The sequence below is a fragment of the Rhodococcus sp. NPDC057135 genome (assembly GCF_042670865.1).
GTDB lineage: Bacteria > Actinomycetota > Actinomycetes > Mycobacteriales > Mycobacteriaceae > Rhodococcus_F.
In genome coordinates this window covers 155,116-176,918 of sequence record NZ_JBHUUU010000012.1, presented here as the reverse complement: position 1 = coordinate 176,918, position 21,803 = coordinate 155,116, and the positions used below count along the sequence as shown (strand labels likewise).

Here is a 21,803-nt window from a genome sequence, read left to right as displayed (position 1 = left end):
GACTCGAAGTGATCCCGATCACTTCACAGATATCCGATCCAAAGGACACCCCATGAGCAGCACGGCAACAGGGACAGTAGACGGTTCCCCACAGCCCGAGGGCACCAAGGCAAAGCGCGACAAGACGCATTGGCTCTACATGAGCGTCATCGTCGCGGTTATCGGCGGCATCCTCGTCGGTTGGCTCGCACCCGAGTTCGGTAAGTCCGTCGGTGTACTCGGCACGTTGTTCGTCAGCCTGATCAAGATGATGATCAGCCCGGTCATCTTCTGCACCATCGTGCTCGGCATCGGCTCGGTTCGAGCAGCGGCCAAGGTCGGCAAGGTCGGCGGCCTCGCACTCGCCTACTTCATCGGGATGTCCACCATCGCACTCGCGATCGGCCTGGGCGTCGGCAACCTGCTCAACCCGGGCAGTGGCCTGAACATCACGCCCAACGCGGCCTCTGTGGCCAAGCTTGCAGATCAGGCACACAGTGCCGGCGGCACCTGGGACTTCGTCGCGTCCATCATCCCGACGTCGATGCTGTCCTCCCTCACAGCCGGCAGCGTGCTGCAGACTCTGTTCGTCGCCCTTCTGGTCGGCTTCGCGATCCAGTCGCTCGGCAAGTCGGGCGAGCCGATCCTCAAGGCTGTCGGATACATTCAGAAGCTCGTGTTCAAGATCCTGACGATGATCCTCTGGCTCGCCCCGATCGGCGCTTTCGGAGCCATCGCCAGCGTCGTCGGCCAGACCGGTCTGAACGCCGTCGTCCAGCTCGGAACCCTGATGATCGGCTTCTACCTGACCTGCCTGATCTTCGTCTTCGGTGTTCTCGGAACGCTGCTGCGCGCGGTCACCGGATTCAACATCTTCAAGCTGGTCAAGTACTTGGCCCGTGAGTACCTGCTCATCTTCGCCACCTCGTCCTCCGAATCGGCACTGCCGCGTCTGATCGCCAAGATGGAGCACGTGGGCGTCGAGCGCACCACGGTCGGCATCGTCGTTCCCACCGGCTACTCGTTCAACCTCGACGGCACCGCGATCTACCTGACGATGGCGTCGATCTTCATCGCCGACGCCATGGGACAGCCGCTCGCCTTCGGTGAACAGCTCTCGCTGCTGGTGTTCATGATCATCGCCTCCAAGGGTGCTGCCGGAGTCAGTGGCGCCGGTCTGGCCACACTGGCCGGCGGACTGCAGAGCCATCGCCCCGAGCTTCTCGACGGCGTCGGACTCATCGTCGGAATCGACCGCTTCATGTCGGAAGCGCGAGCGATCACCAACTTCTCGGGCAACGCGGTCGCGACTCTCCTGGTCGGGGCCTGGACCAAGACGATCGACAAGGAACGCGTCATCGAGGTACTTGACGGGAAGATCCCGTTCAACGAGGCAACGATGCTCGACGACGAGGACGAAGAGGAGCAGCACAAACTCGAGACGGCTCCGACCGGCACCAAGCAGTCGTTTGTGAGCCATCACTAGATCCGTCCGCTCTGCTGAACGTTTGACTGCGCTGCAGGCGCGGAACCCGATCTACGATCAGTGATCCTGGTCGTAACGATGAAAGAGACCGCCGCACCAACCGTGCGACGGTCTCTTTCTGTTGTCGGTATTTGTAGGCTGCGCAATTTGTAGGCTGCGCACCATGTCGAATGCATTCCTGGAACCGGTGGGCTCGGCGTTCGTGATGCCCGAGCGGACGACGGTCACCTCCCACGCGGCCGGGTGGTGCGTATCGTTTCCCGGCAAGGTAGCGGTGGTCGACGCTGCATTCGATCGAACACTCTTCACCGCCGAGTTCGAAGGGTGCGGGTCGTCGTCGGTCTCGGATGCGCTCGACTACGTCGCAGTGAGCCTTCGAGACCGAGCGCAGTTGCGTTCGCCGAACGGATCGATCGTGTGGGAGTTCCGCCACGACGGGTGGCCGGAGTGGGGCACGGGTTCGGCGTACTGGGATTCGGCCACCGAGACTTTCGCGTTCACCCAGCCGGGCGAGGACAGCGATCGTTGGTGTTTGGTCCGCGAAGGAATCGTGGTCGAAACCGTCGAACTTACCGGACTGACTGCCGGAGGGTCACATGTTTCCCGCTCTCGCAGCGGGTATCTCGGCCTGTCCATGGGGGCCGGGCAGGACGGTTGTGCGGTCTACTGGGTTGACCCGAGCCGTCTTGGTGAACAACCGAATCCGCTCGTGTACGACGAAGAGGTAGTTCTCGATGTCGGGCACGACAATTCGATCGTGACACTGACACACGAGATGAACGTCATGCGCGTGCGTTCGGCGCTGGCCTCGGAACCGATCTCGATCTCCTCCGACGAGATAGATTCCAGCGTGGACGAATTCGAGCCGTTCCAGTGGGTGATCGGCACCGAGGACGGACTGGTTACGTGCGTCGGCGACGAGGAGTTGCGGATCTTTGCTTCCGACACAGCGGATCTCGGTTCCTGGACGAAAATCGAAGCTCCAGACGAGTTGGGGACCGACACCTTCCTGGTCGGCGGGCTCAACGGGTCGTGCGTGAGTTACGACTGGCCGTCAGGTGTAGTACGTCTGTGGCGTGTGGTGTGAGCAGCGAAATGCCCGGCCGTCGACGGAAACGGCCGGGCACAACGCGCTGCTATGTGTACCAGGTGGGTTCGGGAATCTCGCCGGTCAGATATTGGCTACCGACTTCACGTCGCTTGTACGCGAGTGGATCGTGAAGGGTGTGCGTCCGGATGTTGCGCCAGTAGATGTCCAGGCCGACGTCGTTGGAAGTGGCTCTGGCGCCGGTCAGTTCGAAGATCTTGTTGCTGATCTCCAAGGACACGTCGGCGGCGCGGAGTTTGGCGGCCGCGATACGTACGGCGAGGTCGCCGCGAGCCTGCTCGGTGAGGTTTTCGCGAGCGGCGTGGAGCACCGCGTCGGCCTCACGGCTGACCTGATCCACGAAGGCCTCCGCTGCCCACAGCTTCGATTGCAAGTCGCCGTAGCCCTCACGGAGGTACCACTCGTCGGTTGCGATTTCGCGGTTGTCACCGCCGTACGGCCATGGACGCGTACGGGTTCGGGTGTACTCGGCCGCAGTGTCCAGTGCGCCACGGGCGATCCCGAGGTAGAAGTTCGCGAACACGATCTCGATTGCCGGGAAGTTCAGGGTGTTGTAGACGAGGGGTTGGAATTCCTTGTCGACAAAGCCTGCCGCGCTAGCCCAGTCGACCTCGACGTCGTTGATCTCGACGCTGCCCGAATCGGTGAGGCGCTGCCCGAGGTTGTCCCAGTCTCCGCGGAAGACTATGCCGTCCTGAGCAGTCGGCACGATCGCGAACACATGCGTCGCCGTTCCGTCGATGATTCCTTCCAACACGGTGAGGTCCGTGACGCGGCCGCCGGTGGAGAACGATTTGACGCCGTTGAACACCAGGCTGTCTCCGCGGTCCACGACGGTGAGGTCGGTGTCTCGAGGATTCACCGCGCCGCCGAAGAAGAATCGGTTGCTCGTGTACAGCTCCTCGACAGCGGAGATCTGCGGATCGGTTCCGACCAATCTGGCCGCCCAGGCCCACAGGTAGTGGTACCCGAGCAGTTGTCCGATGGAGCCGTCGGCACGGGCGATCTCCCGAACCACCTGGTACGCGGTCTCCCATCGCTGCCCGCCGCCGCCGAACTCGACCGGACTCAGCAGCGTCACCAGACCACTGTCCTTGAGTAGCTGAACTTCTCGGAACGGCGGTTCACCGGCTCGATCACGCGCGAGTGCGTCGACGGCGAGGATGTTGCTCACCTCGCGAGCCCGGTCGATCCAGCCCTCGGATGTGTCGGGAATGCCGACGAAGACTTCGGTTTCACTGGTCACGGTCATGCCTGTACATCCTTTTCTGTCGGTGCAGTCCCGATGGCCCACACGTAAATCGGTTCGGTTCCGTTGATTTCGTAGTCGCCGACAACTTTGGATTTGAAGACGACCGGGTTGTGACTGGCCACGGTGCGGGCGTTGCGCCAGAACCGATCGAGATCGAGGTCGCGGCTCACTCCGGAAGCACCGAGTGCGTCGAAGATCTTGGCCGTGGCCGGTACGACCAGTCCGATCGAGGCGACCTGGCCTCGCCCTGAATCGATTTCGGCCGCGATGTTGGCGGCCTTCTCTTCCTCCGGCGAGCCGGAGAACGCGGCTTCGTAAGCCCATTGGGACGACTGCGCGGCGTGCAGTGCAACGGCCTCGGCTGCAAAGGCGGCAGAGGACACTTCACCGACCACTTGCTGGATCTGTGAATCTTGCGCATACCGTGGAGCGTTGCCGTGGCTGAAGGTGCGAGTGCGAGCGGCAACTCGGCGAGAAATCTCGGTTGTCGCAGCCTTGGCGATGCCGGCGAGAGTGGCGAGATGGAACAGTTGGTAGAACGCGGTCTGGTATTTGAATCGCGTCGAGAAGTCGAAGATGTTCTCCGGCTGGACAATCGCATTCTCGTAGATGGACGAGCCGGATCCCGTCGTTTGCTGGCCGAAGCCGTTCCAGTCGTCGCTGTGCGTGACACCGGGTTGCCTCGCCTCGACCGCGGCAATCACGAATGCACCAGTGTCGGTGCGCTGCGAGTACAGGTCGATCCAGTCGGCGAAGATCGAACCTGTGCTGTAGAACTTGGCCCCGTTCGCCAGGAAATGATCGGCATCCGGTGCCGGCGAGACCTTGGTGTTGGCTTCGCCCAATGCAACATCGCCGATTTCGGTCCACGCGTTGCCGACCAACTGTCCCTCGGCAAAGCGTCGGAGCCAGGTATCACGTTCAGGTCCGGGGTCGGCGACCAGTCGGTCTTCGACAAACGCGAAATGACCGCGCAATGCCTGGGTGATGTTGGAATCGGCGCTCGACAACTCGACCAACAAACGGATCAATTGTGGGATGCTCGCGCCGGATCCCCCGTGCGTGGTCGGCACCCGAACGGCGCCGAAGCCTGCCTTCTTGAGTGCGTCGATCTGTTGGAACGGAAGCACATGGTCGCGTTCGCGTTCGACGACGGATTGTGCGATGTCCGCGAAGATCGGACGGAATTTCTCTGCCAGTGTTTCGTAGTCGACCTCACTCTTGATCGGATCTGCAGACCGGGGTACGGCATTCGGCGTCAGTGCGGTGGTCATGGGAAGAATGCAAGCTGTAATCACCAGGGGCGTCGATCCTTCATCGCGACCTGATTCGAAGTGTTGTCAGTCAGCGCAAATCTCGGTTCGATGGCCTGCCGGGCAGTCGTACCGGAAACTGCGTGGTCAGTGCGATTGCTCGTGAAGGTGCTCGACGATCCATCCGTTCCATTCGACAGTGCCTCCGGAACCACAATCATGTCGGAACGGTTGCCCTGGAGGGCCGGGGCGTACGACCACGCGAAAGTCTCTCGCTCCCAACCGGAGATCGACAGTCGTGCGTACTCCGTCGACCCTCTCGGTGACACTCTCGAGTGCGTCCGAAGCGACAATGTCGGTGGCGCGCCGGACAGCGTGCTCGGCGGCCTGAGCGGTCTGCGACAGCGCTGCCCGGCCGCGCAGGTGCGTCAGGGACAGTTCTCCGTTCAGGTACTTCTCGGCTGCATCCATCGCAGAGTTGCCGTCCAGTCGGCTGAAGTAGATTGCGGCGGGCCACGCAATCATGTTGGCGGCGAAACGATCTCCGCCGATGTGACTGCACTCCCACACGTCCGCGATCTGGGCCGCGTCCAGTGCCGCTACAACCGGACGGCCGAGTTCGGCGCAGCACACGTCCTTCTTCCCGTGGGTGCAGACTCCGAAGAGCGGTTCCGTGCGGGAGCGGCCGAAGGCGGGCTCCACTCCGGTGGCCATCGATTTGAACGGTAGTGCCGACAGGTCCTCATATCGGTCCACCGACCCTTCCCTCATCCAGTGGCGCGTGCCGTCCGTCCACGCGAGAACGCACGTCGGGGTGAGGACCTGGCGGTTGCGGGGACGCCGGATCAGAACAACGCGGATACGACCCTGCGCTGCGTAGATTTTTTCGGTGAGCGCGTCTGGCAGAACGTCGTCCGGGGCGGACGCCGGCCAGGGCCCGGGGTGCTCGATCAACACCCACAGATGTGTCATGCCGGCGCGACCAACCATAGGTTCGCCGGCAGTCGACGACTGCCGTGTACAGGCGTGAAGGCGTCGACTGGTTTGAGGATTGGCGAAAAATTCCGAAAGGCACTGCATAGGTGCCTTCCCCACGACACCGTCGCTGTGGCAGGGGAGGGAAGACACGAAAAGGCTCCAGGTTCGTAGGTTAGGCTCACCAGACTATTGGATGGTGAATCCTTTGCTCAGCCGTGGTGAATGCGCGTGGCTGTGACGTTCGGAAGCAGTCGGTGACAGGAGCGTGTGAATGAAGCGCAGTAACTCGCGTACGAGGTACGTGCTGGGTGGTTTTGTCCTCGCCGCCATGGTGGCAACGACCACTGCTTGTGGCGGTGACGACCTCTATGACCCTGGGATGCAGCCCGACGCCGTGCACGCGGTCGCCCACGCCCGCGGAACCACTGACGTGCCGATGGATCCGCAGAGAGTTGTCGTGCTCGAGCCGGTTCAGCTCGACACGTCGGTAGCGCTGGGCGTGATTCCCGTGGGCACCGCGGTACTCAACGAGACGACGGGCGTTCCGGCGTACCTCGGTGAGAAGGCGGCGGAGATCGAGATGGTCGGAACCGTCGCTGCACCGAACCTCGAGAAGATCGTCGCGCTGAGCCCGGATCTGATCATCGGAACGGAAACACGGCACGGGGATCTGTACGAGCAGCTCGCTGCCATCGCGCCGACCGTCTACATGGCAACTCAGACCGATCCGTGGCAGGACAACGTCCAGTTCGTCGCAGAAGCGTTGAACAAGACCGATCAGGCGGGCGAGCTGCTCGGTGACTACACGGCGCGCTGCGAGGAAGTGGCGAGCAAGCACAGCACCGAGGGCAAGACCGCTCAGCTCATCCGCCCACGCGACGACGTTCTGACGCTGTACGGACCCACGTCGTTTGCCGGAAGCACACTCGAATGCGCAGGGCTCACCATTCCCGCCCGCGACTGGGAGAACTCGATCTCGGTCGACCTCTCCCCGGAATTCGTCGCCGGATCCAGCGCCGATCTCATCCTGGTCACGTCCGTGAATCCGGCCGATACCGGGACGATGCCGAAGGCCGTGGCGGACAACGCCGGATTCTTCCCGAACCCACATCTGGTGGACATGTCGTACTGGATCACCGGCGTCGGACCGCTCGGCGGTCTCACCGTTCTGGACGACCTCGATCGCATTCTCGGAGCGTCGAATTAGCAGTGCGCGAAGGAGCAGTGCGCGAGAGAGTCGCTAAGTTGGAACCTATGACAACTCCAGTACAGAACATCGCGATCAACACTCTCGGTGGCGTGCCCACCTCGTTGGGTGAATACGACGGCCGTGCCGTGCTCGTGGTCAACGTCGCATCCAAGTGTGGACTGACCCCGCAGTACTCGGCTCTCGAGAAGCTGGCCAGTGAATACGCGGACCGCGGCCTGACCGTGATCGGTATCCCGTGCAATCAGTTCATGGGCCAGGAACCGGGCACCGCAGAAGAGATCGAGACGTTCTGCTCCACCACCTACGGCGTCACGTTCCCGCTTCTGGAGAAGATCGAGGTGAACGGCGAAAACCAGCATCCGCTGTACGCCGAACTCACCAAGGCCGCCGACGCCGAAGGCGCTGCGGGCGACATTCAGTGGAACTTCGAGAAGTTCCTGATCGGACCGGACGGCACCGTCGTCAACCGATTCCGTCCGCGGACCGAGCCTGACGCACCCGAGGTCGTCGCCGCGATCGAAGCTGCGCTTCCCAAGAATTAGTAGCTGCGCTTCCTGAGAACTAGAGGCTCGTTGCTGGAAACTGCCGCCGGATGATCATCCGGCGGCAGTGTGCTGTTCACCCACAGCTGCCACTATCGGAGTATGTCCGCAGAACTGATCGTGTCGGTATCCGGAATCAGAGACGAGACATGTTATCTCGCTGCCGGATTCGCTGACGAGATGGACGCTCGAGGTGTCCGTTTGTCGCTCCTGGTGGCGCCGCGACTCAAGGACAAATATCGACTTGCCGACGACGCGGTGACGACGGCCTGGCTGCGTGAGCGTCGTGAGCACGGCGATGCCATCGTTCTGCACGGTTACGACCAGGCCGCGACCAAGCGTCGTCGGGCGGAGTTCGCGACTCTGTCCAAGCACGAAGCAAAACTGCGACTACTCGCTGCGGATCGGGTCCTCGAACAGGCAGGTCTCAGGACCCGGGTGTTCGCACCGCCGCGCTGGGTGGCGTCGCCCGGTGCCATGTCGGTGTTGCCGGAGACCGGCTTTCGGACGATGGCAGGCCTCGGTGCCGTGCACGACCTGACCCGTGGAACCTTGCAGCGGGGACGGGTTTTCGGTATCGGCGAGGGCTTCAAGGCCGAACCGTGGTGGTGTCGTGCGTTGGTTCTCGGAGCCGGGCGCGCAGCCAAGCGTGGGGGACTGGTCAGGTTGTCGATCACCGCCAAGCAGTTGGGAAACGAGGGACCGCGCCAGGCAGTTCTCGACGCCGTCGACCTTGCTCTTTTTCACGAAGCCACCTCGCAGGTGTATCGGTGGAACTCCCCGTCTCAGGAACTCGGCGCTGCCTGAATTCGGCCGTTGGCAACTATTTGATAGCTGCGAGGCGTCGTCGTCTGTCCAGGTTGTCCGAGCAGGCACACTCTTCCCATTTCTGCGGTTCTTGGCTGGTACGGGTTGATCGAGGGTCCAATTCGGATATATCGGACGCTGACGTCGAGAGTGGAGCCGGCCGACTTTCTCGCTGCTAGAGTGCGTGCAGTTAATATGCCGCTAGTAGACGAGGTTGAGATTTCACCATGCGCGCAAGAGTGTTCTCCAAGTCGGCCGAGGGTCTTGTTGCGGTGGCTGTAGGCGCCGTTGTCTGTGCTGCGTTCGTCCCGGCACTCGCGTCTGCCGCCCCGGCCGGCGCGGTTCACACGCAGCCGGCGGGCAGTATCGACGGTGGATCGAGCGATGGCGTCCGCACCGCAACCGTCGACGATGAAGGTGAGCAGCTCACACTGCGGCTTCGCAAGATGAATCTGCGGGGATCAGACTTCTCGATGGCCGTACAAGAAAGCGGCGGCGAGCTTTCGGATGTGGCGGTCCCGGCGCCCCGTTCGTACATCGGCAGTGTGGAAGGGCATCCGGACGCAATAGTCTCGGCCATCGTCGACTCGGCCGGAACACTGCGCGGGCAGGTGATTTTTGATCGTGGTGCTTCGATCGAGTTCGTCGGATCCGAGGTAGTCGGTCGCAGCACCGCGCCGACCGATGCGAAGCCTCAGTGGCCGACCACCTCGATCGCGCCGGCTTCGGCAGCAAGCGTCGGCGCGACCGTGAAGCAGTTCGTGGTGGGGTTGGACCTGAGCGGTGAGTGGTACTCCGCGCACGGCGAAGGCAGTCCCGCCGTCGCGTTGGATCGGGCTGAGGAATCCATGGCCAGAACCGCTGCGATCTGGATCAGAGACGTCGGAATTCGGCCGACCCTCGGTCGCGTCGTCCTTCGAGCAGATGCCGTCAGCGACCCCTACTCGAGCAGTTGTGAAAACCTCGAGCAGTTGGAAGAACTGTGGTCCGATCAAGTCGGGACGAGCGTCGATCAGGCGACCGTGGTGTGCAAATCCGGTGGGGGAAACGCCTACTACTCGAAGTTCGAGCAAGATCAGAGCTACGCGAATGTCGGTGCCGAGCCCGATGGCAACTTCAGCCGCGTCCTTCGTCACGAGCTAGGTCACAACTTCTATGCCGACGACTATCACGGCGGTGGTGCCGAGGGCCGAACCATCATGAACGGCAACGACCTCTCGCGCTTCGACGGCACCGAATTCGCAGCCATCGTCGATGCCGCGGACGTTGCCTCGGCTCGACTCGACGACATCGGTCGGTACACGGCAACCCCGATCCCGCCGTACGCCGCACTCGACACCGAGCGGGTCAGTTCAGGTGGCACAGCCACTGTCGACGCTGTCGCGAATGATCATGACAGCAACGGAGATTCGATCAAGGTGGCCGGTGTCGAGGCGACCTCACTTCTCGGCGGCACCGTGAAACTCGACGGCGGCAAAGTTGTGTACACAGCGGGGACGAAGACGGGCGTCGACCGGATCCGCTACACACTCACCGACGCAGCCGGTGGGACGAGCACCGGCTGGATCGTCGTCGATGTGAGTGCATGAAGGCTTGAATCAGGCGACCTCGACGCTCGACTCCTCGTCGAGGACGCGGAACTCCGTGCCCTCGGCAGCCATTTCCGAGTAGCGGCCGTAGAAAATTCCGGTGGCCTCGTCGCGGATGATCGCTTGATGGATGGGAACCGCGACACGTGGCGCCACCGCGCGGAGGTAGTCGATGGCCTCGGAAATCTTGAGCCACGGCGCGGCGGCAGGAAGAGCAAGAACGTCGACCGTCTGTTCGGGAACGAAGAGGGAATCGCCGGGATGCATGAACTGCGCCGGGTTGGTCGCGTCGCCGAGGAGGAACGCGGTGTTGTCGATCATCGGTAGGTCCGGATGGATGATCGCGTGCTCACCGCCGGTTCCGGTCACTTCGACGTCGCCGATGCTGAACCGGTCGCCGGGCCGGACTCCGGTCCAGCGCCCACCGAGCTTTTCAGCCGTCTGCGGATCGCTGTAGAGCACGGCGTCGGGGTTCGCTTCGGCCAGTTCGGGCAGGCGAGCCGGGTCGGCATGATCAGGGTGTTGATGTGTCACGAGGATGGCGTCGAGGCCGGTGATGCCTTCGAATCCGTGCGAGAAGTTGCCGGGATCGAAGAGGATCTTCGAGCCGTTCAACTCCACGAGCACACAGGAATGGCCAAAATGTGTCAGTCGCATGATTTCGAGTATGCGCCGACGCGGAAGGGCCCGCAGGCGAGTCCGACAGGTGTTGGCCGTCACGCCCCGATCACTCGATGCGAACCATCTCGGGTGCGCCCGGTAAACTGGCCATCACCCGAGCGTTTCACTCCGGGTTCGCGCACTAGTACCGAGGAGCAGCACGTGGCCCGTGTCGTCGTCGAAGTCATGCCCAAGGCCGAGATTCTCGACCCCCAGGGACAGGCAATTGTCGGGGCACTGTCTCGCCTGGGCTTTGCAGGAGTATCCGATGTCCGTCAGGGCAAGCGGTTCGAGTTGGAGATCGACGGCAGTGTCGAAGACGCCGAACTCGAGAAGATCGCCGAAGGCCTGCTGGCCAACACGGTGATCGAGGATTGGACCGTCAGGCGAGTCGAGGCATGAGCGCACGTATCGGGGTTATCACGTTCCCGGGCACGCTCGACGACATCGACGCTGCTCGGGCCGTCAACCTGGCCGGCGGTGAAGCTGTTGAACTCTGGCACGGCGATGCAGACCTCAAGGGTGTCGACGCAGTCGTCGTCCCCGGAGGATTCTCCTACGGCGACTACCTTCGCTGCGGCGCAATCGCCCGGTTTGCTCCCGCGATGGGCAAGGTCGTCGAAGCAGCCAAGGGCGGCATGCCGGTCCTCGGCATCTGCAACGGTTTCCAGATCCTCTGCGAAGCCGGTCTGCTCCCCGGTGCCCTGACCCGTAACCAGGGTCTGCACTTCATCTGCCGCGACGAGTGGTTGACGGTCGAAGCCAACAACACGGCGTGGTCCTCACGCTACGAGGCCGGTGCCCAGATCCTCATCCCGCTCAAGTCGGGTGAAGGCCGCTTCCAGGCGTCCGAGAAGGTTCTCGACGAACTCGAAGGTGAAGGCCGCGTCGTCTTCCGTTACTCGGAGGAGAACCCCAACGGCTCGCAGCGTCGTATCGCCGGTATCTCCTCGGCCAATGGCCGCGTCGTTGGTCTGATGCCGCACCCCGAGCACGCCACCGAGGCTCTCACCGGCCCTAGTGACGACGGACTCGGCTTGTTCTACTCGGCACTCGACGCGATCGTCACTGCCTGATCGCCTGCTGATTTTCACCACTGAACGCCGACCGGAAATCCGGTCGGCGTTCAGTCGTTTGTGGAGGTGTCCCGGTGCCCGGGGATTACTGGCTGTAGGAACTGAGGAAGTTACCGAGGCGCTCGAGGGCGATCGACAGATCGTCGGTGTTCGGCAGAGTCACCAGTCGGAAGTGATCAGGCTCGATCCAATTGAACGCGCGGCCGTGACTGACAAGAATCTTCTCCGATTCCAGTAGATCGAGAACGAATCTCTCGTCGTCGACGATGCCGAACTTGTCGACGTCGAGCTTCGGGAACAGGTACAGCGCCCCGTCGGCCTGCTGGCAACTGATCCCGTCGATGCTGTTGAGCGTGCTGTGCGCGAGATCGCGCTGGGCCGTCAGTCGGCCTTGTGGAAGCAACAGGTCCTCGATGGACTGGCGTCCGCCGAGTGCGGTCTGGATGGCGTGCTGCGCCGGCACGTTGGCACACATACGCATGTTGGCCAGCAGTTTGATGCCTTCGATGAAGCTCGACGCCCGTTCGAGTGGTCCGGTGATGGCCAGCCATCCGGCTCGGAATCCGCAGACGCGGTAGGCCTTGGACAGTCCCGAATACGTCAGACACAGGACGTCTCGCCCGGTCATCGTCGCAAGGTTTGTCATGGATCGGCCGTCGTAGACGATCTTCTCGTAGATTTCGTCTGCGAAGAGCATCAGATCGTGTTTGCGCGCAAGGTCCACGAAGCGTTGCAGCACCTCCGTCGAGTAGACGGCGCCCGTCGGATTGTTGGGATTGATGACGACAATCCCTCGGGTGCGCGGAGAGATCCGAGCTTCCAGATCGTCGAAGTCCGGTGCCCAGCCTTGGCTTTCGTCGGTGAGGTAGTGGACCGGCGTACCGCCGGCAAGCGACACCGAAGCCGTCCACAAGGGATAGTCGGGAGCGGGAATCAGGATCTCGTCCTCTGGATTGCAGAGGGCCTGCATCGTCAGGGTGATCAGTTCGGAGACACCGTTTCCGAGGTAGATCTCGTCGACGGTGACGTCGGTGATACCCCGCGTCTGGTAGTACTGGACCACCGCAGTGCGCGCCGAATACAGTCCGCGAGAATCGCAATATCCCTGTGCGGTAGGGAGATTACGGATCATGGCCATCATGATCTCGTCCGGTGCTTCGAACCCGAAGGGGGCCGGATTGCCGACGTTGAGTCGCAGGATCGTGTGTCCCTGATCCTCGAGTTCTTCGGTCTTGTCGAGAATTCGCCCTCTGATGTCGTACCTGACATTCTCGAGCTTGCGGGCCTGATCGATGGGTGTGTTCACGCGGTTACGTACCTCTCCGGTTCGGTGGACGAGTGGTGTGTCGGACGAGAAGGGCGCCTTACGGTTCGGCCTGGAAACGGACATAAATTCGCGATAGCGCTAGCGTTGGCGAGAGAGTAGCGCTACTATGATTCGACATGTCCAATGATAGCAGTTCGCGGATAGTCGCAGCTTTACGCGAGTGGATCGCGACGGCTCCTCCAGGTGCGAAACTTCCGTCCACTCGGTCGCTCGTCAGCACGCACGGGGCGAGTCCGGTCACTGTGCAGAAGGCGCTGCGAACACTGGTATCCCAGGGGGCTGTGGAGGCTCGTCCCGGTGTGGGGACCTTCGTACGCGCCGCACGCGTCGTGCGACCCAACGATTACGGGTGGCAGACGGCGGCGCTCGGATCGCCGAACTATCGGCTGCAACTGCCTATTGCGCTGCAGTCCACCTCCAACGACGTGATCGCGCTGCATTCCGGCTATCCGGCCCGAGAGCTGTTGCCGGAAGGACTGGTTCGTGCAGCCTTCACCAGGGCGACGCGAACCGACGCCGTCTTCAACCGGCCACTCGCTGCCGGGCTTCCGGAACTGCAATCCTGGTTTGCCTCCGAATTGGGTTCTGCCACTCCTGCCGGGATCACGCCGCCGGGGCCGAACGACGTGGTTGTACTTCCCGGCAGTCAGGGTGGACTTGCGACGTCCTTCCGTGCGCTCGTGGGGGAGGGGCGTCCGTTGCTCATGGAATCGCCGACGTACTGGGGTGCGATCCTTGCTGCCGCCCAGGCCGGTGTCACGGTCATTCCGATCTCCAGTGGTGCCAACGGTCCTGATCCGGAGGAGCTTTCGCGTGCATTCGAACAGACCGGTGCCCGCGCGTTCTACGCACAACCGAGTTTCGCGAGTCCGACGGGGGCGCTGTGGTCGCCGACATTGGCTGACAAGGTGCTCGAGACCGTCCGTCGGCACGGCGCCTTCCTGATCGAGGACAGTTCGGCGCTCGACTTCGGCATCACCGCCGATCCCAGCCCTATTGCTGCTCGAGACGACAGCGGACACGTTGTCTACCTCCGTGCGCTGACCAAGAGTGTGTCCCCATCGGTGCGAGTTGCCGGCTTGATCGCTCGCGGCCCGGCGTACGAGCGGATTCTTGCTGATACACAAGCAGATTCGATGTACGTCAGCGGAATGCTGCAGGCAGTCGCCCTTGACGTCGTTACCCAACCGGCCTGGCGAACACACCTGCGCAGGCTTCGTCACCAACTCGAGGCCAGACGCGACCTCCTCGTGTCGAGTCTGCGCGAGCATGCGCCGGACGCTCACCTCGACGCCGTACCGCAAGGTGGACTCAACCTCTGGCTTCGGCTTCCGGACACCACGAATCTCGAACGCGTCGTGCAGGACTGCCGGTCGGCCGGCGTGATCGTCGGGGCCGGAGACGATTGGTTCCCGGCGGAACCGACCGGAAAGTTCCTGCGGCTCAACTACGCCGGTCCGAACCCGGGCGAATTCCCCGACGCCGCCCGCATCATCGGTGGAGCAATCACACAACATATGTAGAACTCACCGCCTTGGGGTTGACCTGAACTTCCATTGAGGTTTTATCGTCGTGTCCATGACCAAACAGCCAATGCAGCCACCGGCGAATCAGCCGATCGGATTCTGGACCGCGCGTGCAGGCGAAGCGATTCGCGCACGCACGCGCGGGGCACTCGAAGCAATCGGTGTGACTCAGCCGCAATGGTGGATCCTGCACCAACTTTCGCTGCACCCGGAAGGGGTCGAGCGAGCTGTCCTCCTACGGACGATCGGTCCGAACGAATCAACTGACGTCATCGACGACGCCGTCGACTCTGCCCTCGAACTGGGGTGGGCGCGTGAAGACGGGACTGTTCTTCGCCCAACTGATGCCGGCTCGGAGCAGTTCGATCGTGCAGCGCGGGTACAGCAGACGTTGCAGGAGGAGCGGATGCAGGGAATCAGCGAAGAAGAATTCGTCACCACCATCACGGTCCTGCAGCGAACCATCAAGAACGTGGGCGGCGACGCCTGGCACTGGTAGAACTCATCATCTCGGCCCGCTGCCGGGTAGGGCGGCTTCGATCAACTCGACTGCACGGGATACGCCGCCCGCCGCTGCGAGTTCTTCTGCCAACTCTGCGCTGCGTCGGCGGAACTCACTCGAACTCACGCGCGTCAGCGCCTCACGAAGCTCTTCTGCCGTGACGGTAGCGCCGTCGACGCGTACTGCGACGCCGGCGTCGACAAGTGAGTCGGCGTTGCCGAACTGGTCAACGGCTTGTGGCACCGCGATCATGGGCGTACCGGTGACGAGTCCCTCGCTGGATCCGCCCATACCCGCGTGGGTCACAAATGCGTCGGCCTGCTGCAGAATCGCGAACTGCGGTACCCAGCGGTGTATTTCGACAGTCTCGGGCACAGATCCGAGATCTGAGATCTGTACCTGCTTTCCGATTTGGAGGACGACGTGCCAGCCGTCCATTTCGCCGAAAGCTTCGACGCAGGTGCGGTAGAAATCCGGGTGATCGGTGAAGGCGGAACCCAGCGAAATCAACAAGAGCTTGCGTTCCGGATCCGGGTTCACCCAGGGTTGACTGCTCGGTTCGAGTGCGGGGCCGACAAACGTGTAGACGTCGCGGTTCACTCGATCGGCGTTGGGCTGCATGGATTCTGCGATCAGAACGATCGCACGCGGTGGGCGTCCGGTGAACTCACGAGGATCGACCTCGACGCCTTCGCTGCGGAAGAACCGGGCCTCCCGATCGAGCAGGTCCACGCCTCTCGGATCGGAACGAATCTCGTCGTACATCGGTGCGGCGTCGGCTTCGTAACCGTCCCAGGCAACGTACGTCGGCGACAACTGGATGATGGGAACGTTCCACTGCTGAGCCAGTATTCGTGCCGGAATGCCGGCGATGTCGTAAAGAAAGAGGTCAGGTCGATCGTCTTCGTAAATTCGGCGCAGTTGCGGCAGCATCGACTCGTAATCGTCCTGGAACAGGGTCAACTGATCTATCAGATCCCCGTCCCAGCTCTTCTCCGGTTCGGCGCCGTCAGGGGAAGGAGCGAGGCTGGGCAGCGTGGAGACGTACGGTGCGAATTCGGCCCCGGTCGCCTCGATGATCTCACGCATCGACTCGTCGTTGGCATAGGTGACGCGGTGACCGGCGGCGACGAGACGCGCGATGATCGCCAGGCTCGGATTGACGTGGCCCGGTGCCGGAATGCTCACCATGGCGATATGTCTGCGGGTCATCGATCACTCCTGCCGTCTGACTGTTCTCGAACATCTCCGTCTACCGAACCGAGACTATCCACCACGATGGGCGACGGCATCTGATTTTTGCCGGGGGAAGTACCGTGGGCTCTCGAGTAGGACTACGCATCCGAGTGTTGCGGCGAAAGGCCAGACTTCGAAGCATGAGCGCACCGACAACACCTTCGAAGACCACTGCAGCCTTCTACCTGCAGGCCGGAATCGCCTTTGCCGTCAGTTTTGTCGGCACCCTCCTCGGAATTGCCTATCTTCCGATCGATGCGTGGCAACGCGGATTTCTCGGAATGTCCTTGCTGTTCTTGGTCACCAGCACGTTCACGTTGGCCAAGGTGATTCGTGATCAGCAGGAGGCATCGACGGTCAGAGTTCGGGTGGACGAGGCTCGACTCGAGAAGTTGATCGCCGAACACGATCCGTTCAAAGCGGCAGCGTGAAACCTGTCGGCAAGGTCAGGATCAGCGTGCTGCCGAGAGGTTGCTCGTTTCGGCGTGCCGACAGATCGCCGCCGTGGGCGAGCGCGAGGCTGCGCGCAATCGTGAGCCCCAAACCCGAACCGTCGGATCGGTCACCACGATGAAAACGGTCGAAGACGGATTCGAGCTGGTCTGAGGGAATTCCGTCGCCGGTGTCGGTGACGGACACCGAGAGGTGATCCTCTCCCCGCGCGAGTGTCACCGTCACCGAACCTCCGGTGGGAGTGTGCCGCAACGCGTTCTCGAGAAGGTTGGCGAGGATCTGTTCGATTCGTTGGCGATCGACCTCGGCCGTGATTGTGTGCGGAGGCAAGACGGTCGTCAATTCGACCCCACGATCGACAAATCGTGGCCGCGCTGCTGCCGTTGCGCTGGCGACAATGTCGTCGAGATCCTCGGCCCGTCGATCGAGTTCGAGTGCGTGCTCGTCGGCAGCGGAGACGTCCGCCAGATCACACGAGAGCCGACGAAGTCTTTCGAGTTGGTCACGCATCACCGACCATGAAGTGGTGTCCGTGGGTAGGACGCCATCCTCGATGCCGTCCACGTACGCAGCCAAAGTCGATACCGGAGTGCGCAGTTCGTGGGCGAGGTCGGCAAGCAGTCGTTTGCGAACCCGATCCGAATGATCAAGGCGTGCAGCCATGTCGGCGAATGCAGTTTCGAGACGCGTGAAATCTGCATCCACGTCAGACCTGTCGATAGTCACGTCGAAGTTCCCGTCGGCGACGCTTTGCGCCGCCTCCGCCAGCGTTGTGATCGGGGCCGTGATGCGTCGGACGATGTAGACCGCGGCGATGCCTGCACCCACCAATGCGACCGCGATCCCGCACAACAGTGCGATGGTCATGGTCTGAGCGAACGCTTCTTCGGTGTGGGTACGGACATTCGAGTCTTCGATGCCGGCCATCATGAGGTGGTTGTGAAAGAGCGGGGCAGCCACGGCAATGGCAACGGCGGCGATGGCGAGGCAGGAAACGAACAGGACGACAAGCTGCGCGAGCAGCAGTTTTCCGCGTAGCCCGAGTTTCTTCATGACGACCCCGTTCATGACGACCTCAACGAGTATCCGACGCCCCTGACGGTTCTGATGAACCGCGGATCGGTCGCGTCGTCGCCGAGTTTGCGGCGTAATGCACGGACATGGACGTCGACGATGTGCTGGTCCCCGAACCAGGACGACCCCCACACCGAGGCGATGATGTCTGCTCGACTCCAGGCCGCGTCGGGTCGGGTAGCGAGGGCGGAGAGCAACGCGAACTCGGTGAGAGTGAGATCGACAGGGCGGTTGTCGACATGCACGGTGCGGGCGAGGACGTCGATGTCGAGACCGGGTGGCGTCGGCAGCGCTTCCGGCAGCATGCTCGACGCACGTGGCCGTCTGAGCAGTGCTTTCACTCGCGCAACCAACTCGCGGGGGCCGAAGGGTTTGACCACGTAGTCGTCTGCGCCAGCCGCCAGCCCGGTCACCTTGTCCGACTCGTCACCGCGGGCGGAGAGCATCAGGACGTACGCGTCGGAAAACGTGCGGATCCGCCGGCAGACTTCCAGACCGTCGAAGCCCGGGAGCATCAGGTCGAGCACGATCAGTGCGGGCTCGAATTCGCGGACCGCACGTACCGCGCTCGGACCGTCGTGTGCGATCCGAACAGTGAAGCCCTCTCGGCTCAGGTAGTTGGAGACAACCTTCGCGAGCGCAGGTTCGTCGTCGACAACGAGTACGCGCCCAGGCTCTTCGCTCGGTCGTAGTTCGGCGCTCATCAGTCCGAGGCTAGTCGACTGCGCCGCCTTGTTGCCGCCGCCTGATGGTTTCGTTCGACTGTGAAGATTCGATGAAGGAACATCGTATGGGCCGGTTCTCGGGCCTCTCGGCGGCCTCGCGCCGGTAGTCTGGCAATTGTGCAGTAGCGCCCACAGTGATCAAAACAGTTGTGGGGCAATGTATATCGAATCAATTTCTGGGAGTGGAAAACATGTCTTCGACGTTCAAGCGGAGCGCCGCGCGGTTCGTTCCAGCGGTGGCAGCGGCAGCACTGTTGATTGCCGGATGTTCGGACAACTCCGGGGAGAGTGTCACCCATTCTTCCGAAACAACCAGCGTCGCAGCACAGTCGGCGATTCCGGAGGGTGTCAATGCAGCCGACATCGAGTTCCTCGAAGGGATGTACCCGCATCACGCGCAGGCATTGGACATGGCCCGGATGGTGGAAGGCCGAACCGACAATGCCGAACTTCTCTCTCTTGCAGCGCAGATAGAGGCAGCGCAAGGCCCGGAGATGGCTCAGATGACCGAACTGCTGACGAAGTGGGGACGCCCCGACCCTGCGTCGAGTTCGATGGAAGGAATGGATGATTCGGCGCACGCGGGTCACGGCGTCGGGATGGCCGACATGCCGGGCATGATGTCGGCCGAAGACATGACGGCTCTCACCGACGCCAGCGGCGCGGAGTTCGACAAGATGTGGCTGACGATGATGATCGAGCACCACAAGGGCGCCATCACCATGTCCCAGACCGAAATCGACAACGGGCTCGACCCCTCGGCGGAGGCGATGGCAGAAGCGATCATCGCTGGTCAGCAGGCAGAAATCACTCAGATGGAAGCGATGTTGCAGGGCAGCTGAACGGGAGACCTTGGCCGCGTGACCTTGCTCGGGTGACTGCCTGGGCATACGTTCGAGGCTGATGGCTTGACTGGTGCTGTGCTGCAATCACACGCGAGGGGATGACCGCCACATGGATCACAGTCAGATGGACCACGGCCAGATGGACCGCGGCCAAATGGAGCATGGGGCACACGGTGGTCACGGGGATCACGTCGCACAGTTCCGGAAATTGTTCGCGGTCATGCTGGTCATCGCAGTTCCGGTTGTTGCGGCAGACGCGATGTTCGCTGATCTTGTCGGGTACACCTTGCCGGAAAACTCTCTGGTGGAATGGATCTCACCGGTACTCGGCACGGTGATGTACTTCTGGGGCGGTAGGCCGTTCCTCACCGGTGGCGTGTCCGAAATCCGTTCTCGGCAACCGGGAATGATGCTGTTGATCGCGCTCGCGATCACGGTGGCCTTCTTCGCCTCGTGGGCTGCGAGTCTGCACTGGGTGGATCACACTCTCGATTTCTGGTGGGAACTCGCGCTTCTGATCGTGATCATGTTGTTGGGCCACTGGATCGAGATGCGTTCGCTCAGTCAGACCTCGAGCGCCTTGGATTCGCTTGCCGCGTTGCTGCCCGACGAGGCGGAACGGGTGGTGGGTGATTCGGTGGAAACCGTGCCCACCGCAGCTCTGGTCACCGGTGACCTGGTGATAGTTCGTCCCGGCGCCCGCGTTCCCTCGGACGGAACGGTGGTCGAGGGCAGTGCCGACATGGACGAATCCATGATCACAGGCGAGTCGAAGACAGTTCGGCGCACTGTCGGTGACCAGGTGGTGGCCGGCACCGTAGCCACCGACTCGGCGCTGCGGCTGCGAGTCACCGCGGTGGGCGAAGACACCGCGCTCGCCGGTATCCGTCGCCTGGTCGAGCAGGCACAGAATTCGTCGAGTCGTGCCCAGGTGTTGGCGGACAAGGCCGCTGCCCTGCTGTTCTGGTACGCACTCGGCGCGGCAGTGTTGACCGCGATTGCCTGGAGCATCTGGGGCACACCGGAAAGCGCAGTGACCCGTACGATCACCGTTCTGGTGATCGCCTGCCCGCACGCGCTCGGGCTGGCGATTCCACTGGTCGTGTCGATCGCGACCGAACGGGCGGCTCGGGCTGGGATTCTGATCACGGACCGCATGGCCCTCGAGGCGATGCGCAACGTAGACACCGTTCTCTTCGACAAGACCGGCACTCTCACCAAGGGGGAGCCGGCAGTGGTCGGTGTGCGCGGTGTCGACGGGTATGCCGATGACGAAGTTCTCGGCGCTGCCGCTGCCGTCGAATTCGACAGTGAACATCCACTCGGACGAGCCGTGGTCGCAGCGGCGCGGGAGTTGTCACTCGAATTCACTGCGGGTTCGGACTTTCAGGCGCACAACGGGATCGGGGTTGCGGCGGACGTCGACGGTGCGCGCGTAGGCGTCGGCGGACCGGGGATGTTGAGATCGGTCGGTGCCACGCCGATCCCGGGGACCGAAGAGTGGCTCAGCGACGGGTCGACGGTTCTGCACGTGGTGCGTGACGAGAAGGTGATCGGTGCATTGGCATTGGCCGACGAGATTCGCCCGGAATCAGCATTGGCTGTCGACGCCCTCCACGCTCGCGGTGTGCGCGTGGCCATGGTCACCGGAGACGCGGAGGCCGTGGCACATTCGGTTGCCCGCACGCTCGGGATCGACGAGGTCTTCGCCGAGGTGCTTCCGCAGGACAAGGGGGCGCAGGTATCTCGGCTTCAGGCTGCGGGCCACCGCGTGGCGATGGTCGGTGACGGGGTCAACGATGCGCCGGCGCTCGCCCAGGCGGATGTGGGCATCGCGATCGGTGCCGGAACGGACGTGGCGATCGCGTCGGCGGGAGTTGTTCTGGCCAGCGATGATCCACGATCGGTGAGCTCGGTCATCGAGCTGTCCCGCGCCACCTACCGGAAGATGGTCCAGAACCTCTGGTGGGCAGCGGGATACAACGCGATCTCGGTTCCCCTCGCTGCGGGAGTGCTGGCGCCCGTCGGGTTCGTGCTGCCGATGGAGGTCGGAGCAATCCTGATGTCGGTGTCCACCGTGGTAGTTGCCGCGAATGCGCAGTTGCTGCGGCGCTTGGACTTGCGGCAACCCCCGGTGACCGCCCTCGAGTCGAAAGTGCTCACACCTCAGTAGCG

General features: G+C 62.5%; 21 protein-coding genes. 13 read left to right on the top strand and 8 right to left on the bottom strand.

Going from position 1 to position 21,803, the window contains the following annotated elements; genetic code table 11:
- The first annotated feature begins 52 nt into the window (after positions 1 to 52).
- Together ACFT1A_RS22580 and ACFT1A_RS22575 are read left to right on the top strand one after the other, a co-directional pair.
- Positions 53 to 1,465, top strand: coding sequence for a cation:dicarboxylate symporter family transporter (locus tag ACFT1A_RS22580; RefSeq protein ID WP_378448841.1), 1,413 nt, complete (start codon positions 53 to 55; stop codon positions 1,463 to 1,465).
- A 163-nt stretch (positions 1,466 to 1,628) separates the two neighbouring features.
- Positions 1,629 to 2,552, top strand: coding sequence for a hypothetical protein (locus ACFT1A_RS22575; protein ID WP_378448840.1), 924 nt, complete (start codon positions 1,629 to 1,631; stop codon positions 2,550 to 2,552).
- A 49-nt stretch (positions 2,553 to 2,601) separates the two neighbouring features.
- On the opposite strand, the gene ACFT1A_RS22570 is transcribed toward ACFT1A_RS22575, so the two are convergent.
- The 3 genes from ACFT1A_RS22570 to ACFT1A_RS22560 all read right to left on the bottom strand — a co-directional run bounded on the left by ACFT1A_RS22570 (position 2,602) and on the right by ACFT1A_RS22560 (position 6,050).
- A complete protein-coding gene (locus ACFT1A_RS22570; RefSeq protein ID WP_378448839.1) occupies positions 2,602 to 3,825 on the bottom strand; it encodes an acyl-CoA dehydrogenase family protein in 1,224 nt (407 codons plus the stop codon).
- Positions 3,822 to 5,099 carry an acyl-CoA dehydrogenase family protein gene (locus ACFT1A_RS22565; protein ID WP_378448838.1) on the bottom strand — a complete coding sequence of 426 codons (1,278 nt, stop codon included), beginning with the start codon at positions 5,097 to 5,099 and terminating at the stop codon, positions 3,822 to 3,824. Before ACFT1A_RS22565 ends, ACFT1A_RS22570 begins: the two co-directional genes overlap by 4 nt.
- Positions 5,100 to 5,225: 126 nt before the next feature.
- Complete coding sequence (locus ACFT1A_RS22560) at positions 5,226 to 6,050, bottom strand: sucrase ferredoxin (RefSeq protein ID WP_378448837.1); 825 nt, start codon at positions 6,048 to 6,050, stop codon at positions 5,226 to 5,228.
- 277 nt (positions 6,051 to 6,327) lie between these two features.
- Here ACFT1A_RS22560 and ACFT1A_RS22555 point away from each other — a divergent pair, with 277 nt between their 5' ends.
- The 4 genes from ACFT1A_RS22555 to ACFT1A_RS22540 all read left to right on the top strand — a co-directional run bounded on the left by ACFT1A_RS22555 (position 6,328) and on the right by ACFT1A_RS22540 (position 10,204).
- A complete protein-coding gene (locus ACFT1A_RS22555) occupies positions 6,328 to 7,263 on the top strand; it encodes an ABC transporter substrate-binding protein (RefSeq protein ID WP_378448836.1) in 936 nt (311 codons plus the stop codon).
- 47 nt (positions 7,264 to 7,310) lie between these two features.
- Positions 7,311 to 7,808 (top strand): glutathione peroxidase, encoded by a 498-nt coding sequence (locus tag ACFT1A_RS22550; RefSeq protein WP_003945816.1) that lies wholly within the window; start codon positions 7,311 to 7,313, stop codon positions 7,806 to 7,808.
- 102 nt (positions 7,809 to 7,910) lie between these two features.
- Complete coding sequence (locus tag ACFT1A_RS22545; RefSeq protein WP_230814952.1) at positions 7,911 to 8,615, top strand: DUF2334 domain-containing protein; 705 nt, start codon at positions 7,911 to 7,913, stop codon at positions 8,613 to 8,615.
- Between the two features lie 227 nt (positions 8,616 to 8,842).
- The gene (locus tag ACFT1A_RS22540; RefSeq protein WP_378448835.1) at positions 8,843 to 10,204 is read left to right on the top strand and encodes an Ig-like domain-containing protein; all 1,362 of its coding nucleotides are present in this window, start codon (positions 8,843 to 8,845) and stop codon (positions 10,202 to 10,204) included.
- Between the two features lie 9 nt (positions 10,205 to 10,213).
- Here ACFT1A_RS22540 and ACFT1A_RS22535 read toward each other — a convergent pair whose 3' ends face one another.
- The gene (locus ACFT1A_RS22535) at positions 10,214 to 10,861 is read right to left on the bottom strand and encodes an MBL fold metallo-hydrolase (protein ID WP_378448834.1); all 648 of its coding nucleotides are present in this window, start codon (positions 10,859 to 10,861) and stop codon (positions 10,214 to 10,216) included.
- Between the two features lie 165 nt (positions 10,862 to 11,026).
- Between ACFT1A_RS22535 and purS the strand changes: the two genes are divergently transcribed.
- Both purS and purQ read left to right on the top strand, forming a co-directional pair.
- On the top strand, positions 11,027 to 11,266 hold the full coding sequence (purS, locus tag ACFT1A_RS22530) for a phosphoribosylformylglycinamidine synthase subunit PurS (RefSeq protein ID WP_003945817.1): 240 nt from the start codon (positions 11,027 to 11,029) through the stop codon (positions 11,264 to 11,266).
- Positions 11,263 to 11,940, top strand: coding sequence for a phosphoribosylformylglycinamidine synthase subunit PurQ (gene purQ / locus ACFT1A_RS22525; protein WP_050655460.1), 678 nt, complete (start codon positions 11,263 to 11,265; stop codon positions 11,938 to 11,940). The genes purS and purQ overlap by 4 nt, the downstream gene beginning before the upstream one ends.
- An 85-nt stretch (positions 11,941 to 12,025) precedes the next feature.
- Here the strand turns inward: purQ and ACFT1A_RS22520 are convergent, their stop codons facing one another.
- A complete protein-coding gene (locus ACFT1A_RS22520) occupies positions 12,026 to 13,246 on the bottom strand; it encodes a pyridoxal phosphate-dependent aminotransferase (RefSeq protein ID WP_378448833.1) in 1,221 nt (406 codons plus the stop codon).
- A 137-nt stretch (positions 13,247 to 13,383) separates the two neighbouring features.
- Between ACFT1A_RS22520 and ACFT1A_RS22515 the strand changes: the two genes are divergently transcribed.
- Positions 13,384 to 14,790, top strand: coding sequence for a PLP-dependent aminotransferase family protein (locus tag ACFT1A_RS22515; RefSeq protein ID WP_378448832.1), 1,407 nt, complete (start codon positions 13,384 to 13,386; stop codon positions 14,788 to 14,790).
- A 55-nt stretch (positions 14,791 to 14,845) separates the two neighbouring features.
- Positions 14,846 to 15,292, top strand: a complete 447-nt coding sequence (locus ACFT1A_RS22510) for a MarR family winged helix-turn-helix transcriptional regulator (protein ID WP_378448831.1) — start codon at positions 14,846 to 14,848, stop codon at positions 15,290 to 15,292.
- 6 nt (positions 15,293 to 15,298) lie between these two features.
- Here the strand turns inward: ACFT1A_RS22510 and ACFT1A_RS22505 are convergent, their stop codons facing one another.
- Entirely contained in the window at positions 15,299 to 16,507 is a 1,209-nt protein-coding gene (locus tag ACFT1A_RS22505) for a macrolide family glycosyltransferase (RefSeq protein ID WP_378448830.1), read from the bottom strand.
- Positions 16,508 to 16,671: 164 nt separating this feature from the next.
- On the opposite strand from ACFT1A_RS22505, the gene ACFT1A_RS22500 reads away from it, so the two are divergent.
- Positions 16,672 to 16,962: a YiaA/YiaB family inner membrane protein gene (locus tag ACFT1A_RS22500; RefSeq protein ID WP_054800678.1), complete on the top strand. Its 291-nt coding sequence runs from the start codon at positions 16,672 to 16,674 to the stop codon at positions 16,960 to 16,962.
- Here ACFT1A_RS22500 and ACFT1A_RS22495 read toward each other — a convergent pair.
- Positions 16,946 to 18,052, bottom strand: a complete 1,107-nt coding sequence (locus tag ACFT1A_RS22495) for a sensor histidine kinase (protein ID WP_378448829.1) — start codon at positions 18,050 to 18,052, stop codon at positions 16,946 to 16,948. The two genes, ACFT1A_RS22500 and ACFT1A_RS22495, sit on opposite strands and share 17 nt — an antisense overlap.
- Positions 18,049 to 18,762 (bottom strand): response regulator transcription factor, encoded by a 714-nt coding sequence (locus ACFT1A_RS22490; protein ID WP_378448828.1) that lies wholly within the window; start codon positions 18,760 to 18,762, stop codon positions 18,049 to 18,051. The genes ACFT1A_RS22495 and ACFT1A_RS22490 overlap by 4 nt, the downstream gene beginning before the upstream one ends.
- 212 nt (positions 18,763 to 18,974) lie before the next feature.
- Here ACFT1A_RS22490 and ACFT1A_RS22485 point away from each other — a divergent pair, with 212 nt between their 5' ends.
- Both ACFT1A_RS22485 and ACFT1A_RS22480 read left to right on the top strand, forming a co-directional pair.
- Positions 18,975 to 19,625 carry a DUF305 domain-containing protein gene (locus ACFT1A_RS22485; RefSeq protein ID WP_378448827.1) on the top strand — a complete coding sequence of 217 codons (651 nt, stop codon included), beginning with the start codon at positions 18,975 to 18,977 and terminating at the stop codon, positions 19,623 to 19,625.
- Between the two features lie 112 nt (positions 19,626 to 19,737).
- On the top strand, positions 19,738 to 21,801 hold the full coding sequence (locus ACFT1A_RS22480; RefSeq protein WP_378448826.1) for a heavy metal translocating P-type ATPase: 2,064 nt from the start codon (positions 19,738 to 19,740) through the stop codon (positions 21,799 to 21,801).
- Positions 21,802 to 21,803 lie beyond the last annotated feature (2 nt).